This window comes from Microbispora triticiradicis, assembly GCF_005864065.1.
Classification (GTDB): Bacteria; Actinomycetota; Actinomycetes; order Streptosporangiales; family Streptosporangiaceae; genus Microbispora; species Microbispora triticiradicis.
In genome coordinates this window covers 201065-215337 of the sequence record NZ_VANP01000003.1, presented here as the reverse complement: position 1 = coordinate 215337, position 14273 = coordinate 201065, and the positions used below count along the sequence as shown (strand labels likewise).

13 protein-coding genes are annotated in these 14273 nt (G+C 70.7%); 6 read left to right on the top strand and 7 right to left on the bottom strand.

What is annotated here, in order from left to right; all coding sequences use genetic code 11:
• Nucleotides 1–161 precede the first annotated feature (161 nt).
• Nucleotides 162–1796, bottom strand: a complete 1635-nt coding sequence (locus FED44_RS09105) for a phospholipid carrier-dependent glycosyltransferase (RefSeq protein ID WP_244301807.1) — start codon at nt 1794–1796, stop codon at nt 162–164.
• A gap of 430 nt (nt 1797–2226) precedes the next feature.
• Between FED44_RS09105 and FED44_RS09100 the strand changes: the two genes are divergently transcribed.
• The 3 genes from FED44_RS09100 (at nt 2227) to FED44_RS09090 (ending at nt 6536) form a co-directional block, all read left to right on the top strand.
• Complete coding sequence (locus FED44_RS09100) at nt 2227–4404, top strand: hypothetical protein (RefSeq protein ID WP_244301806.1); 2178 nt, start codon at nt 2227–2229, stop codon at nt 4402–4404.
• A 114-nt stretch (nt 4405–4518) separates the two neighbouring features.
• The gene (locus FED44_RS09095; protein WP_244301805.1) at nt 4519–5454 is read left to right on the top strand and encodes a glycosyltransferase family 2 protein; all 936 of its coding nucleotides are present in this window, start codon (nt 4519–4521) and stop codon (nt 5452–5454) included.
• The gene (locus FED44_RS09090) at nt 5451–6536 is read left to right on the top strand and encodes a glycosyltransferase family 4 protein (protein ID WP_138460386.1); all 1086 of its coding nucleotides are present in this window, start codon (nt 5451–5453) and stop codon (nt 6534–6536) included. The genes FED44_RS09095 and FED44_RS09090 overlap by 4 nt, the downstream gene beginning before the upstream one ends.
• A gap of 125 nt (nt 6537–6661) precedes the next feature.
• Here FED44_RS09090 and FED44_RS09085 read toward each other — a convergent pair whose 3' ends face one another.
• A complete protein-coding gene (locus FED44_RS09085; RefSeq protein ID WP_244301804.1) occupies nt 6662–7606 on the bottom strand; it encodes a lysylphosphatidylglycerol synthase transmembrane domain-containing protein in 945 nt (314 codons plus the stop codon).
• Nucleotides 7607–7752: 146 nt separating this feature from the next.
• Here FED44_RS09085 and FED44_RS09080 point away from each other — a divergent pair, with 146 nt between their 5' ends.
• The 3 genes from FED44_RS09080 (at nt 7753) to FED44_RS09070 (ending at nt 10883) form a co-directional block, all read left to right on the top strand.
• A complete protein-coding gene (locus tag FED44_RS09080) occupies nt 7753–8607 on the top strand; it encodes a class I SAM-dependent methyltransferase (protein ID WP_244301803.1) in 855 nt (284 codons plus the stop codon).
• Nucleotides 8604–9530 (top strand): lysylphosphatidylglycerol synthase transmembrane domain-containing protein, encoded by a 927-nt coding sequence (locus FED44_RS09075; protein ID WP_138460385.1) that lies wholly within the window; start codon nt 8604–8606, stop codon nt 9528–9530. Before FED44_RS09080 ends, FED44_RS09075 begins: the two co-directional genes overlap by 4 nt.
• A gap of 225 nt (nt 9531–9755) precedes the next feature.
• Nucleotides 9756–10883 (top strand): glycosyltransferase family 4 protein, encoded by a 1128-nt coding sequence (locus FED44_RS09070; protein ID WP_138460384.1) that lies wholly within the window; start codon nt 9756–9758, stop codon nt 10881–10883.
• 60 nt (nt 10884–10943) lie between these two features.
• Here FED44_RS09070 and FED44_RS09065 read toward each other — a convergent pair whose 3' ends face one another.
• From FED44_RS09065 to FED44_RS09045, 5 genes are all read right to left on the bottom strand, one after another.
• A complete protein-coding gene (locus FED44_RS09065) occupies nt 10944–11672 on the bottom strand; it encodes a MafI family immunity protein (protein ID WP_120322497.1) in 729 nt (242 codons plus the stop codon).
• A 155-nt stretch (nt 11673–11827) separates the two neighbouring features.
• A complete protein-coding gene (locus tag FED44_RS09060) occupies nt 11828–12133 on the bottom strand; it encodes a hypothetical protein (protein ID WP_138460383.1) in 306 nt (101 codons plus the stop codon).
• A gap of 468 nt (nt 12134–12601) precedes the next feature.
• A complete protein-coding gene (locus tag FED44_RS09055; protein WP_138460382.1) occupies nt 12602–13195 on the bottom strand; it encodes a hypothetical protein in 594 nt (197 codons plus the stop codon).
• A gap of 318 nt (nt 13196–13513) precedes the next feature.
• On the bottom strand, nt 13514–14017 hold the full coding sequence (locus FED44_RS09050; protein WP_138460381.1) for a hypothetical protein: 504 nt from the start codon (nt 14015–14017) through the stop codon (nt 13514–13516).
• Nucleotides 14017–14250, bottom strand: a complete 234-nt coding sequence (locus FED44_RS09045) for a hypothetical protein (protein WP_138460380.1) — start codon at nt 14248–14250, stop codon at nt 14017–14019. The genes FED44_RS09050 and FED44_RS09045 overlap by 1 nt, the downstream gene beginning before the upstream one ends.
• Between the last annotated feature and the right edge of the window lie 23 nt (nt 14251–14273).

The following is a 14273-nucleotide window of genomic DNA, read 5'->3' as shown; positions in this document are numbered from 1 at the left end:
GGCCTGCGCCGCGCCACTGCCCCCCATGATCCAGGGCCAGAGCATACTAAACACCGACATTTTGGGTATCAGAATCAGTTTGTCTTTACCCCGATTTGGTGCTCCCGAAGCTGTTCGAGCAGGTCACAACATCCTGGCGGTGCTTCCGAGGAGATGGCCGTTCACGCGCCCTCGCGGCGGCCTCGCGACGCCATCGGGGCGGCCGAGGCGGCCGGCCGTGTGACGGCCAGCGCGGCGGCCAGGCAGGCGAGCGGCACCGCGGGCAGCGTGTAGCGGTAGTCGAACTGCGCCGTCGCGGCGGGAACGAGCAGCAGTGCCCAGGCCGTCGCCCAGGCGAGCCCCCAGCCCTCGGGTTCCGGGGCGCCCGGAGCCCTTCGGGCCGCTGTCGCCCGCCTCGCCGTCCATGCGGCTGGCGGCACCAGGAGGACGGCCAGCAGCGCGGCCCCGGGCAGCCACGCCACCCGCTGGTAGCCCCGCATCCAGCCCGCGAGCGGCTCGGAGATGCGGACGGTGAGCGGCCCCTGCTCGTAGCGCCGGGCGAACTCCTTGCCCACCAGCGCGGGATACCGGCCGGGCGGCGGCGGCACGGTCGCGGGAAAACGGTAGTAGCCGTAGGTGTCGGCGTCCGGGTAGACGGGCCGCCCGGGCGTGAACGACCGGCCCAGCTCGGTCAGGGTCGTACGGAGGTAGTCGAGCGGCTGGCTGCGGATCGCGAGCGAGGCGAACCTCCCGGCCAGCGTGTCGGTCTCCTTGGTGAACGTGATGCCGGGCAGCCGGACCAGGGGCGACGCGGCGTCCCAGATGTACTCCTGGGACACCGGGCGGGACGCGGGCGGCCGGGGATCGCACAGCACGGCGAGGTCGGCCGGCGGGTCCATCACCGCGCAGTCGGCGAACGACATCGTCCGGGCGTAGAGGAAGACGCCGTTCGAGCCGATGATCCCGAGCCGCTGGTGGCTCGCGTAGAACCAGCCCGCGTACGCGGCGACCGGCACGAGCGCGGTCACCAGGAAGGGCAGGACGATCGCGGCCACCACCCTGCCCGGCCGTACCGTGCTCGGCCGCGCCGCTCCTTCGGTCCCCGCCGTGGTCTCCGCAGTGGTCCCCGCCGCGGCGCCCGCCCGCCGCATGCCGTACGCGAGCAGGAACAGCGCGAAGACGGCGATCAGCGGGAGCCCGACGGTCCTGGTCAGCGTGGCGGCGGCCAGCAGGAGGCCGAGCGCGGCGGACGCACGTGCCGTCAGCCGCCGACGCATCGCCAGGCACACCGCCGCGACGAGCAGGAACGTGAACAGCGAGTCGGAGACGAGCAGGTGCTCCAGCTCGATCTGGTAGGCGTCGAGCAGCACCGGCGCACAGGCCAGGACGGCCGCCCACGCGCGGCCTCCGCGCCGCAGGACGGTCACGTAGACCATCACGCCGACGAGCAGCCCCAGCACGTGCTGGACGGTCACCACCAGGGCGAAGCTGTGGAACGCCTCGAACAGCCGCAGGAACATCGAGTAGCCCGCCGGCCGGACGAGGTCCGGCCTCGGCCGCATCGCGGTGACCACGTACGTGTAGGAGTCGGGGAACCACAGCGCGGGCCGGTAGCCGAGCACGGTCACCAGCCGCAGCAGCGCACCCAGCCCGAAGACCCCGAGAAACCACCGGTGCCGGCGCGCCCATCCCGGGAGGTCCTCGCGCGCCCAGGCCATCGGACGCACCGGGTCCCGGGGGGCCAGCCGCCCGCGCCCCCAGCGCCGGAGCCGCTCACCCCACCCCGGACGCTCCTCACCCCAGAACGCCTCGTTCACGCCTACTGCGCCGGGGAGCGATTCAGCCGGTTCGCCCCGGAGCGCCCCGCTCACGCCCGGTCCGCTTACGCCCGGTCCGCTTACGCCCGGTTCGCTTACGCCCGGTTTGCTCACGTGCGGATCGCCGGGCAGCGATTCCTCTCGTCCGCTCGGGAGCGGTTCCGCGGGGAGCGGCTGCCTGGGGAGCCGCCCCTGCGCGGGAGACCCGCTCCCGCTGTCCGACACCTGCACTCGCCCCCCTGCCCGCTTTCCGGCGTACGCTACCGGCTCCGCAACCTCCTCTGCGCGAGTCGCGTACGCACCTGTGGACGACGGCGACGCGTGTGGTGGGGGGACGGCCGGGAGAGGGCGTGTGCCGGGGCGGACCGATAGTCTCGGCTGCATTCCAGCGAACAGTCGTGGGCGTACGCGGCTGCCGGGCGGCGGTCCCGTGGACGGGGTGGCGGGCAAGGCGGCCGACGGAGTGGCAGGGAGGGCGGCGGGCAGGGTGCTCGCGGCCGTCTCCGTCGTGCCCGCGCTCGCGCTGTGCGGATGGCTGCTCGCCGGGCTGCCGCTGCTGCTGCTCGGCTGGTTCCGGCCGCTGCCGATGGCGCTGCTGGGCGGTGGAGCGGCCATCCTGCTGTGCGCGTACCGCCTGCGTCGCCTCCCGGGGGCCGTGACGGCGCACCGATGGGCGACGGCGGCCGTCCTCGCCGTGGCCCTCGGGTCGGGGGTCCTCAACGGGTTCCTGCACGGTGAGCAACTGATCGTCCGGCGAGATCCGGCGACGTACGCGCAGTACGCCGTCTGGCTGGCCCGGCACGGGTCGCTGCCGATCCCGGTGGGCGACTTCGGCGGCCCCGATCCCGCCCTGCGCTTCGGCAGCATGGGCTTCTACCTGGTCGACGGCGGGATCGTCCCCCAGTTCATGGCCGGACCACCCATGATCCACGCGATCGGCCACTGGCTGGGCGGTGTGTCCGGCCTGCTGCTCGTGCCGCCCGTGCTGGGCGCGCTCGCGGTGCTCACCGTGGCGGGGACCGCGGCGCGGCTGGCGGGCCCGCGCTCGGCGCCCCTGGCCGCCCTCGTCTTCGCGGTCAGCCTGCCGATCCTCTACACGTCCCGGACCACCTTCAGCGAGATCCCCTCCCTGATCCTGCTGTTCGGCGGGATGAACCTGCTGCTCGACGCGCGGACCCGGCTCCGGGCCACGCCCTCCCGCCCGGAGCCGGAGCCTGACGAAGAGCCGGCCGCGCCCGCCAGGCGGCCGACTCCGGGCTTCGTGCCCGCCGTGCTCGCAGGACTGTCGTTCGGGCTGGCGCTGCTGGTCCGCATCGACGGCCTGCGTGACGTGCTGCCCGTCCTGGTCCTCGCCGGGGTGCTGGTCGCGCTGGCCAGGATCACCGGGAACCGGAGGGCGGAAGGCCGGCTCGGCGTGCCCCTCCTGCTGGGCCTGGCCGTCGGTGCGACGTGGGGCTTCACGGATGGCTACGTCCTCGCCCGGCCCTATCTTGCCTATCTGTCCGGTTCGCTCAAGCCCCTCCTGGCGATCTGCGCCGTCGTCGTGGTCCTCACGGCCGCCGGCGCCGCTCTCGCTCCGTGGCTCGCGTCGCGTACGGGGTCGTCCGTCCCCCGTGCCCGGTGGCTGCCTGGGGCCGCGGCGGCCCTCGTCGTGCTGGTCATGGCGGGCTTCGCCGTACGGCCGTGGGTGCAGACCGTGCGGCGCGTCGCGGTCACGCCCGAGGACCGGCTCACGTCGGAGTTCATCGAGAAGACGCAGATCGCCAACGGACTGGCGCCCGACGGCTCACGGCTGTACTACGAACACTCCCTCGACTGGCTGTTCTGGTACGTCGGCGTTCCCGTCGTCGTGCTCGCGACCGTCGCGGCGGCGGTGCTCGCCCACCGCCTGGTCAGGGGGCGCGAGTTCGCCTGGCTGCTGCCCCTCGCCGTGATCGGCTGGACGACGGTGACGACGCTCTGGCGTCCCGCGATCACCCCCGACCATCCCTTCGCCTCCCGCAGGCTGGTGCCGGTCGTCATCCCCGGTCTGGTGCTGCTGGCCGTCTGGGGGCTCCGCTGGCTCTCCGGACGGCTGCGGGAGCGGCTCGCGGGCGAGCCCGCAGGGCCGTTCGGGTGGTTCGCCGCCCGGCCGTGGCGCTCGCGGGCGGCCGCCGCGGCGGGAGCGCTGCTGCTCGTCGTGCCTCCCGCTATCACCTCGATCGGGACGGCGTTCACGCCGGTCAACCGGGGCGAGGCCGCGGCGGTGGCGGGCCTGTGCGGCGCGCTGCCGAGGGACGCCTCGGTGCTGATCGTGGAACGGGTCACGGGCGACCGCCTCACGCAGGTCGTGCGGGGTGAGTGCGGCCTGCCGGTGGCCCGGGTCGGCCACCCCCAGGGCTCCGACGTGCCGCGCCCCGCCGACGTGCTGCGCCTCGCGGGAGCCGTCCGGCGTACCGGCCGGGTGCCCGTGCTGCTCGCGGCCGAGCCTGAACAGCTCATGGCGTACGGCCCGGCGAGCCGGGTGATGAGCCTGCACACCCGGCAGGACGAGCGGTCGCTGGCCGACGCGCCCAACGGCACCTGGTCGCTCGGCATCGACGTCTGGACGACCGTTCCCACCGGATAGATCCGGGGTTCGGCGTGTGGGCTCCCCTGTGACCGAGGAACCGCCCTCCGGCCCCGAGGCCGAGCGGTTCGAAGTGAGACCGTCACTTGGCGGGGCAGAGTACCCTTGCCGGACGTGACCACGCCCGAGACCTCTGGAAGCGCCGTGACTCCCGCACAGACACCGTACGTCACGATTGTCCTGCCCTGTTACAACGAGCAGGACCACGTCGTCGACGAGGTCGAGCGTATCTCCGCCGCGATGGACGCCAGCGGTTACACGTACGAACTGCTGGCTGTGGACGACTGCTCCACGGACGAGACGCTCGCGCGCCTGCAGGAGGCCGCGCCGCGCTTCCCGAACATGCGGATCAGGGCGTTCCACCGCAACGGCGGGTCGGGCACCGTACGGCGCATCGGCAGCCAGGAGGCGCGCGGCGAGATCGTCGTGTGGACCGACGCCGACATGAGCTACCCGAACGAGCGCATCCCCGAGCTGGTCCAGATCCTGGAGAAGGACCAGACGATCGACCAGGTCGTGGGCGCGCGGACCACCGAGGAGGGCTCGCACAAGTTCCTGCGGGTGCCCGCGAAGTGGTTCATCCGCAAGGTCGCCGAGCGGCTGGCCGGGCAGAAGATCCCCGACCTCAACTCGGGCCTGCGGGCCTTCCGCAGGTCGGTGGCCAAGCCGTACCTGCGGCTGCTGCCCCCCGGCTTCTCCTGCGTCACGACGATCACGCTGGCGTTCATGTCGAACCAGCACGACGTCTACTACCTGCCCATCGAGTACGCGAAGCGGGCCGGGAAGTCGAAGTTCAACTTCGTCTCCGACGCCTACCGCTACATCCTGCAGGTGCTGCGGATGATCATGTACTTCAACCCGCTCAAGGTGCTGATGCCGCCCGCGCTCTGGCTGGTCGGCATCGGCCTGGTCAAGGGTGTGTACGACATGATCAGCCACCTGGCCTTCTACCTCACCAGCAACACCGTCGTGACCTTCCTGTCCGGCATGCTGATCGGGGCGGTGGCGTTGCTGGCCGACCTGATCGTGCGATCCAGGGGTGACGTTTGAGGATCGCGATCGTCGGCCCGACGTATCCGTACAAGGGCGGCGGGGCGCAGCACACCACCGAACTGGCCCACCGCCTGCGGGCGGCCGGGCACGACGTCGTCATCGAGTCGTGGCGGGCGCAGTACCCGTCCTTCCTGTATCCCGGGCAGCAGACGATCGACAGCCCGGAGGGCGAGCCGTACCCCGGCACCCGCCGTGACCTCGACTGGCGCAGGCCGGACGGCTGGGTCGCCTGCGGGCGGCGGCTGCGCGGGGCCGACCTCGTCGTGCTCGCCGTGCTCAGCCCGGTGCAGGTGCCCGCCTACCTGGGAATCCTGTACGGCCTGCGCCGCCGGGCCCGGGTCGTCGCACTGTGTCACAACGTGCTGCCGCACGAGAGCAAGCCTTACGACCGGCCGCTGGTGAAGGCGCTGCTGCGCCGGGTGGACGGCGTGCTCGCGCATTCGGAGCAGCAGGCGGACCTCGCCCGCGGGCTCACCGCGGCGCCGGTGCGGGTGGCCGCGCTCGCGCCGCACCTGCCTGCGCGCGGCGCGCGGAACGGGGAGGGCCGCGAGCCGTACGGAAGGCTGCTCTTCTTCGGCATCGTCCGGCCCTACAAGGGGCTCGACCTGCTGCTGGAGGCGCTCGCGCAGGTGCCGGACGTGCGGCTGACCGTGGCGGGCGAGTTCTGGGGCGGTCTGGAGGAGACCCGCGCCCTGATCGGCCGCCTCGGCCTGGCCGGACGGGTCGACCTGCGGCCGGGGTACGTGGCGGCCGACGACGTGCCGGGGCTGTTCGCCGAGGCGGACGCGCTGGTGCTGCCCTACCGTTCGGCGACGGCCAGCCAGAACGTCTGGCTCGGGCACGAGCACGGAGCGCCGGTGATCGCCACCCGGGTCGGGGCGCTGCCGGACAACGTCCGCGACGGCGTGGACGGCCTGCTGGTGGAGCCGGGCTCGGCCGGGGCGCTGGCCGAGGCGATCAAGAGGTTCTACGAGCCCGGGACCCCGGAACGGCTGCGGGCGGGCGTCGCGCCCGTCGATCCCGAGCCGCACTGGGCCGCCTACCTGGACACCCTGCTCGCCGCCGGGCCGCCGGCCTGAGCGGCCAGGGGACTCGTCGCGACTGAGCCAGCAGGCGGCTCGGGGCTGGGCCGCGAAGCCTGCTCAGCGGGGGCGCTCAGCGGGCGAGCCGCTGGGGGCCGAGCCGTTCAGCGGGACCGCGTGGCTCATTGAGTGCGGGCGGAGAGGTCGCCCGGCGCTTCGGCGCGGACCCCGCGGGCGAGGAGGAAGCCGAGGCCGGCCCAGGTGACGTCGGCGAGGGTGAACATCACCCGGGACACCACGGCGACCACCAGGGCGCTGGGCGTGTCGAGCAGCGGGGCGAGCGCCACGACCATCGCGCCCTCCCGCACGCCGATCCCGGCCGGGACCACGACCGTGAGGATGCCGGTGGACCAGGCCAGCGCGTACGCCCCGGCCGCGATCGCGTAGAGGGACACGCCGCCGGGCCGCAGGCCGCCCACCAGCGCCCACAGGTGCACGCCGTACACGAGCCAGCCCGCCATCGTCCACGCGGCGGCCCTGGTCATGTCCGCACCGCTCGGCACCCGGTCGAGCGGGTCCCGGCGGGCGACGCGGAGGGCGAGGTTGAGGCCCCAGGCCAGGACGCGCGGGTGGAGGCCGACGAGGATGAGCGGGACCAGCGCGAGCAGCCACCACGCCTCCCGCGCGATCTGCCCCGAAAGCGTGGCCGCGGTGAGGGCGAGCGCGCAGCCCAGCGAGGTCACCAGCCCGAGTGCGGTGGCGCCGAACGTCCGCCGGGGCGGCGCCCCGTGGTCGCGGGCGAGTTCCATCATCGCGGCGAACGCCCAGACCGCGCCGGGGATGTACTTGCCGAGCTGGCCGACGAAGAGCACCCGCGCGGCCACGCGCAGCGGCAGCGGGGAGCCGAGCCCGGCGAGGATGTCGCGCCAGGCGACCAGCATGAACGCCAGCCCGGCGAGCACGGCCAGGAACGAGACCCCGAGCGACCACCACGACAGCCGCTCCAGGGCGGCCCAGGTCTCCGTCCCGTTCCGGGCCAGGCCGTACGCCAGGAAGGCGAGGGCGGCCAGGGCGAGCAGCACGCGCGGCAGCGGGCCGGAGCGCAGGCGGTTCGGCAGGCGCGGCACGGGCACAGGGTACGGCCTGACGCTACCCGCGGGTAGGTCCGCCGCGCGGTTGTCCACAGGGTCGGTTGATCGGCGACGGGGGCGGGGCGGGCACGGGTACTGTTGGGCAGCGTGGACGACCGTCAGGACGCGAGGGTGATCGACCGGTGAGCGGGGAACGCGCGGCCCAGCTGGAGTACTCCGAGTTCCAGGCCGCGATGCTCGACGAGGAGAAGCGCCGCCGCAAGGCCGCGAAGATCATCGCGGTGCTCGCGCACTTCCTCGGCAGGGACGCCGGCAAGCCCGAGGAGGCGTTGTCCGGGCTGACCGTCGGCGACGTGGGGTGCTCGGCCGGGTTCATCGCCGACGAACTGGCCGCCGCGGGCGCGCGCCGCACGCTCGGGCTCGACATCGACGTCCCCGGGCTGCGCAGGGCGGCCGACCGCTTCGGATCCCGGGTCGGGTTCGTCTGCGCGGACGGCTCCCGGCTGCCGCTGCCGGACGGGTCGGTCGACGTGCTGGTCTTCAACCACATCTACGAGCACGTCGTGGACCCCGACGCCGTGATCGCCGACATGCACCGGGTGCTGTCCGACGACGGCGTGCTCTACCTCGGTCTGGGCAACCGGCTCGGCGTGATGGAGCCGCACTACAAGCTGCCCTTCCTGTCGTACCTGCCGCCCGCCGCGGCCGACCGGTACGTGCGGGCGTCCGGCCGGGCCGACCACTACTACGAGCGCTTCCGCACCCGCACGGGGCTGCGGCGGATGCTCGCGGACTTCCACGTGTGGGACTACACGTTCCCGGTGCTGGCCGCGCCCGAGCGGTTCGCGGGGGGCGAGCTGTTCCCCGGCGCCGTGGGCCGCGCCGCCAAGGCCACGCTGGAGCGCACCCCGCGCCCGGCGCTGCGGGCACTGCTGCCGGTCGTCCCCACCTATCTGTGGGTGGCCACCAAGACGCCCCGCCGTCCGCTCGGCGCGGCGCTTCCGCAGCCGCCGGAGCCGGTGCGCACGTCGCGATGAACCGCCGCAAGCTCGTACGCACGCTGTTCCTGCTGGTCGCCCTCGGCTTCGGGATCTGGGCCGTCGCGGGCCAGTGGAGCGCCGTGGCGGACGGCTTCGCCCGGCTGCACTGGGCGGCGCTCACCGGCTCCCTGGCGGCGGTGCTCGGCGCGCTGCTCGCGGGAATGCTGATGTGGCGGGCGCTGCTCGCCGACCTCGGCTCGCCGCTCGCGTTCACCGACGCGGCGAAGATCTTCTTCGTGGGCCAGCTCGGCAAGTACATCCCCGGGTCGGTGTGGCCGATGCTCGCGCAGATGGAGATGGGCCGCGACCACGGCGTGCCCCGCTCGCGGAGCGCGGCCGCCTTCTTCCTCACCTACCCGGTCTACCTGGGCACCGGCCTGCTGGTGTCCGCCGTCACGCTGCCGGTGCTCGCGGGGCAGTCGGTCGCCCGGTATGCCTGGCTCCTGCTGTTCGTGCCCGTGCTCGCCGCCGCCCTGCATCCCGCCGTGGTCAACCGGGTCATCGCCTTCGGGCTGCGCAAACTGCGCAGGGAGCCGCTCGAACGGCCGCTCTCGCGCCGCGGCCTGCTCGTCGCCTCGGGTTGGGCCCTGGCCGGCTGGGCCGCGTACGGCGCGCATCTGGCGCTGATCGTGCGGGGTCTCGGCGCGGAGGGGACGCCGGCCCTGGTCCTGAGCGTCGGCGCGTTCGCGCTCGCCTGGTGCCTGGGGTTCGTCTTCATCGTGGCGCCGGCCGGAGCGGGTGTGCGCGAGGCCGCGATGGTCGCGGCGCTCGCGCCCGTGCTCGACCGGCCCGCGGCCATCGCCGCCGCGCTGTGCTCCCGGCTGCTCGTGTCCCTCGGCGACCTGGTGTGCGCCGGGGCCGCCGGACTCGCTGCCCGCCGATCCACCCGTACGCGGGAGGAACCCGTCATCCGAGCCTGATTCCGTGGATTGGGTGCGGATTTGCGCATCCTTGAGGACAACCCCCATGTGATATCACTCACGTTTCGGGGGAGGCCGGAAATAGAGTGACAAGGGAGGGATGCTGGGCAGGCGTCCGTGCGTGGCGTGGGCCCGAGGGTCCCTGCCGGACACCTGCCGGAACAGCGGGACCGCGAGGACGGGGGGAGCTCCGCCGGAGCGGGCCCAGTGAGGGGAGCGATTCACTTGACACCCCGAGTGCTCGTCGACGCCGCCGCCGTCCCCGCCGACCGCGGCGCCCTCATCAGGTATGTCGACGGTCTGGTCGCGGCCCTGCACGAGGCGGGCGCCGATCTCGCGCTGGTCTGCCAGCGCGCGGACGCCGAGCGGTACGCGGCGCTGGCGCCCGCGGCGCGGATCCTCTCCGGACCACCCGCGATCACCAACCGGGACAAGCGGCTGGCCTGGGAGCAGACGGGGCTGCCCGTCCTCGCCCGGCAGGCCGGGGCCCAGGTGATCCACGCCCCCTACTACTCCATCCCGCTGGGCTCCGGCCTGCCCACGGTGGTCACCGTCCACGACGCCACCTCGTTCACCGACCCCGACCTGCACGACCCCGTCAGGGCCTCGTTCTTCCGGTCGGCCACCCGTACGGCCGTCCGCCACGCCAACCGGGTGATCGTGCCGTCGAAGGCCACCCGGGACGAGTTGGTCCGGGTGCTCGCCGCCGACCCCACCCGGATCGACGTCGCCTACCACGGGGTCGACTCGGCGCTGTTCCACCCGCCGGCGCCCGAGGACGTGCGCCGGGTGGCGGGCCGCATCGGCCTGCACGGCCGGCCGTACGTCGCCTATCTGGGCGCGCTGGAGCCGCGTAAGAACGTGCCGAACCTGGTGACCGGCTACGGCCGTGCGGTCGCGCACCTGTCCGACCCGCCCGCGCTGGTGCTGGCGGGCGGTCCGGCCTGGGACGAGGAGGTCGACGCCGCGGTGGCCGCGCTGCCGCCTCGGGTGAAGGTCGTGCGCCCCGGCTACCTGCCCTTCGCCGACCTGCCGGGCTTCCTCGGCGGGGCGCTCGCGGTCGCCTCGCCGTCGCGGTGCGAGGGATTCGGGCTGCCGGTGCTGGAGGCGATGGCCTGTGGGGCGCCCGTGCTGACCACCCACCGGGCCTCGCTGCCGGAGGTGGGCGGCGACGCCGTGGTCTACACCGAGCCCGACGCCGACAGCATCGCGCGGGCGCTGCGGGCACTGCTGGAGTCGCCGGAACGGCGTGCGTCCCTGGCCGCGGCCGGGGTCACCCGTTCGCGCGAGTTCACCTGGAAGCACTCCGCCGAGGCCCACCTCGCCGCCTACCAACGCGCCGTCGAGGGTTAGCAGGCACAACGGATGCCCAGCCAGGCGAATCCGCTCCGGCCTTCTGGGGAGCGGCCAGTGCTATGCGGGGAAGGCTCTGAGCTCCCCTGAACCTCTCTCTACCAGCAGGAGCGGAGGCGCGGCGTCCCCGGATGGTGCTTCAACAGTGAGTTTCACATCGCTTGCCAGTGACTCGCTCAGCCAGCGCATGAACTCCACAAGTTGTTCCAGGGCGAATGCCGACGCTATCTGGCCGGCCTGGAAACTGAACTCGACCTCGTTCACAGAGTAGAAGTGACACCAGATCCAAGCATCCCCCACGGTTATCCGCAGATCGTAGGTGTCGGCCTCCGGCGAAGCTCCGGCGAAGATCGTCGCCGCTGATACGAGGCTGATGCTCCGTTGCCCATGGAAGAGCCGGCAGACCCAGCGGGACTCGCGCAGTGCAGCGAGCAGGCGTCCCCAGGTCTCAAGGTCGGCATCGACCACGTATATGTCTCGTACGGAGCCCAGCTCATCTCTGAACAGAGAGAGGAGCCCAACATTCAGGCTGTCCTCGCGTACGAGCTCATCAAGGCGGGCAATCCAATGCTGCATGTCAAGGTCGTCGGCGAGTGTTGCGAGCTTATGGTGGTAGCTCGTCGATATCGGCAACGAATCCTCGTATATCCACGAGCACAACGTGTCGAACGCGAGACCCACCTCTCCGGCCGCGACCGATTCCCGGATGTCTCCGCGCACCATGACGGAGTTCACAGGAGAGGCATCCAGGAGTTCCAAAATCGCAGACCGGATGCTCCGGATGTCCATGGTCTCCTCCGGCCGTACCCGGCAAGGACGACCCAGGCCGAGTCGTCCGCACAGATCGTCACACCGGGTGCTGTCTGCCCAGCGGTCATGGGCTTCCAATCGACTCTCACGTCATCTGATCCTGCTCAGCTGAGCATCTCCAGCACGCGAAGCAATCAGCCGTGAAGCGAGAATCCGTCATGGCGCGGATCATAACAAGCCCTGCCCCTGCGGCCATCCAGGATCGCTCGCCATTGGTGTTCGATATCCGCATCCGGCACCAGCGGATAAAAGTTCTCATCGAACATCGAAACCATCTCGCGAGACTCGATCATGGATAGCCCGATCGCTTCACTGAGAACCCTCATCAGGTTGAAGGGAGTCAGCTTGAAGGATTCGTCCAGTGCGAGAAAGCTGAGCAAATCAACGAAACGGCATCCTTCGTGAATACGCTGACGAACGTCAGCTGCGACACCTTCCACCCAACCCCCTACCTTACGAAGCGGACCAGGACGTTCGTGTAGGCGCCTGGGTCGCCTACGACATTCTGCACCTGGATATTTGTGAAGTCGTGTCGTGCTTTCAGCGGCCTGGTTTTACTCCTATACATGCGATGACTTTCGTGCGCTCTGGGGTGAAGAAGAGCTGGAAGTAGTACCCGCCTCGGGGTGTGTTATCTACGTATCCCAGCGTGAGCTGGGCGCCACCATACGAGCGAAGGTGATCGATGGCTGGACCGAATCCGATTGACGGCTGGCCGGAGCGGTGTACTGTCCGCTCCCTTCTCGCGTAGATGGAAATCAGCTCTCGGGTTGCCACGGATCCAGGCCAGAGCGCGTAGTCCGCACCGGCACTGAGTGCTGCCCCCGCCAGCAGGCGCACTTCATCTGCTCCTGCCAGGAGTTGTATGAGGCTTCTTCTGTCCATGGCTATCCCCGAGGAACCCCTTCCTAAGTGGAGACGCGTGCGGCAGGGAGGCGGTTCCTCATCCTTCTGCCCCGTCCCACGCCCGAGGGCCCTGGACGTGCACGTGCCGACACGGGGTCAGCTCTCGCTGAAGAAACCGCCGACCTACCGCTACCTGCGAAGGCAGGGGTTGATTCAGCGATCCGCGGCCTCTGGGTGCCGTCCATCGCCGTCCCGCTGGCAGATGATGTGTCATCCTTTTCGCGCTTCGTCCGCCCCAGTAGGCCGACACGCAGGTGGGCGTCGGTGTCGGTCTCCGACGGGTGGACGTAAGTCGCGATCCCGTCCTGGTGTCCGGCTACCAGCCATCCCTCCGGCCTGGCGTCGTAGACGGAGAAGTCGCCCAAGTGCGTCCCGGGCACAACGTGCCCCTTGCTTCGAAGGAATTTGCGGGCCTCCTGCTCGACGTTCCCCGGCGGTAGGTGCCGTTGGAACACCACCGTGCCGTTCCGAAACAGCACCCAGCGGTCGTCGGGCTTCCAGAGCACCTCTTGCGCCCAAGCGATCACCTGGTCCTCGCTCGGAGTCGAGGACGGCCGTGCCCGGTGCCGGAACAGCTTCCTCAGCACGATCATCATCCTCGCTCTCTCGGCGTTACGGCTTATAGCGAGGGTTCTCCTAGCTCAGGCCGGTCGGGGTTCGCCGCTTGACCTCGAAACCCTCTTTCACTCGCGCCGCGAGACGATCGAACCGACCTCATCCTCCAGGTCCATGCCACCCGACCCTAGAATCAGAATACCAATGCCGGCTGCCTGGTAGTGAAGTTCTTACCGCCACTCCTTGCGATCTCCGCCCGCGTCCTCATTCCGATACGGGACGAACATCCCCGACTTCTGGAAGACGACCTCAGGCGACCTTGTTAAGATGTACGGAATTCCATCTGCCGTGAAGGTCCCCTAGACGGTCTCGACCGAGGAGCATGACGACAAAAAGTGCTCCCTCTCCAGAGGGGTCCACTGCAGAATCACTGAGACAAGAAGCCCTTCTGCTCCGACTCCGAAGGACACTGAATCGGCGCCGATGTAGCTCTCTTCCGGCTGCTTGTGCAAAGTTATCCTGAGATGGTCGCCGTGTATTTTGAAATGAAGGTTGGGCACTTCTATCGCGTCCTGCTCCGGTGCGCGTACGAGCGGGACATAGTTTTGGCCCGAGGTCGGCCGGAAATCATCAGGAAGAGTCTTGACGGTGGCCGCGGCTGATGGAATGACTATTTCAAGCAGTTCACCGCTCCGGGTGTCCAGCTTGAGTTCAAGGTATCCCTGAGGGCCGCGAAGTAGAACGACCGCTGGCGGTTCGAGTGTTCGGTGGTACCTCGGCCACGTGAGCGTCAGCGGCACGTATGTGTCATACGTCACTTCGGGGCCCTGTTCCACTCCGGCGAAAGCGGAAGCATAGAGCATCAGAATCCCCCTAGGTGGCGTGCGTGCTTCAGCACCGCGTTGAGGCCTTCCTGGCGAGGCTGCGAGAAGATCAACTCCCAGTCGCCCGAGCGCATCATATTTTCCCAGTTACCGATCTCGACGTTGTCGATGGCATCCGCGAGGCTGCTCAGCCGGGCCTGTTCCGCATACGGCCTTGAGAAGGCGAGACCACGCGTCTCCTCCCAGATGTGCTTGCTGGCGTTCGGATTCACCCAGACCTTGGTTCCGGATGTCG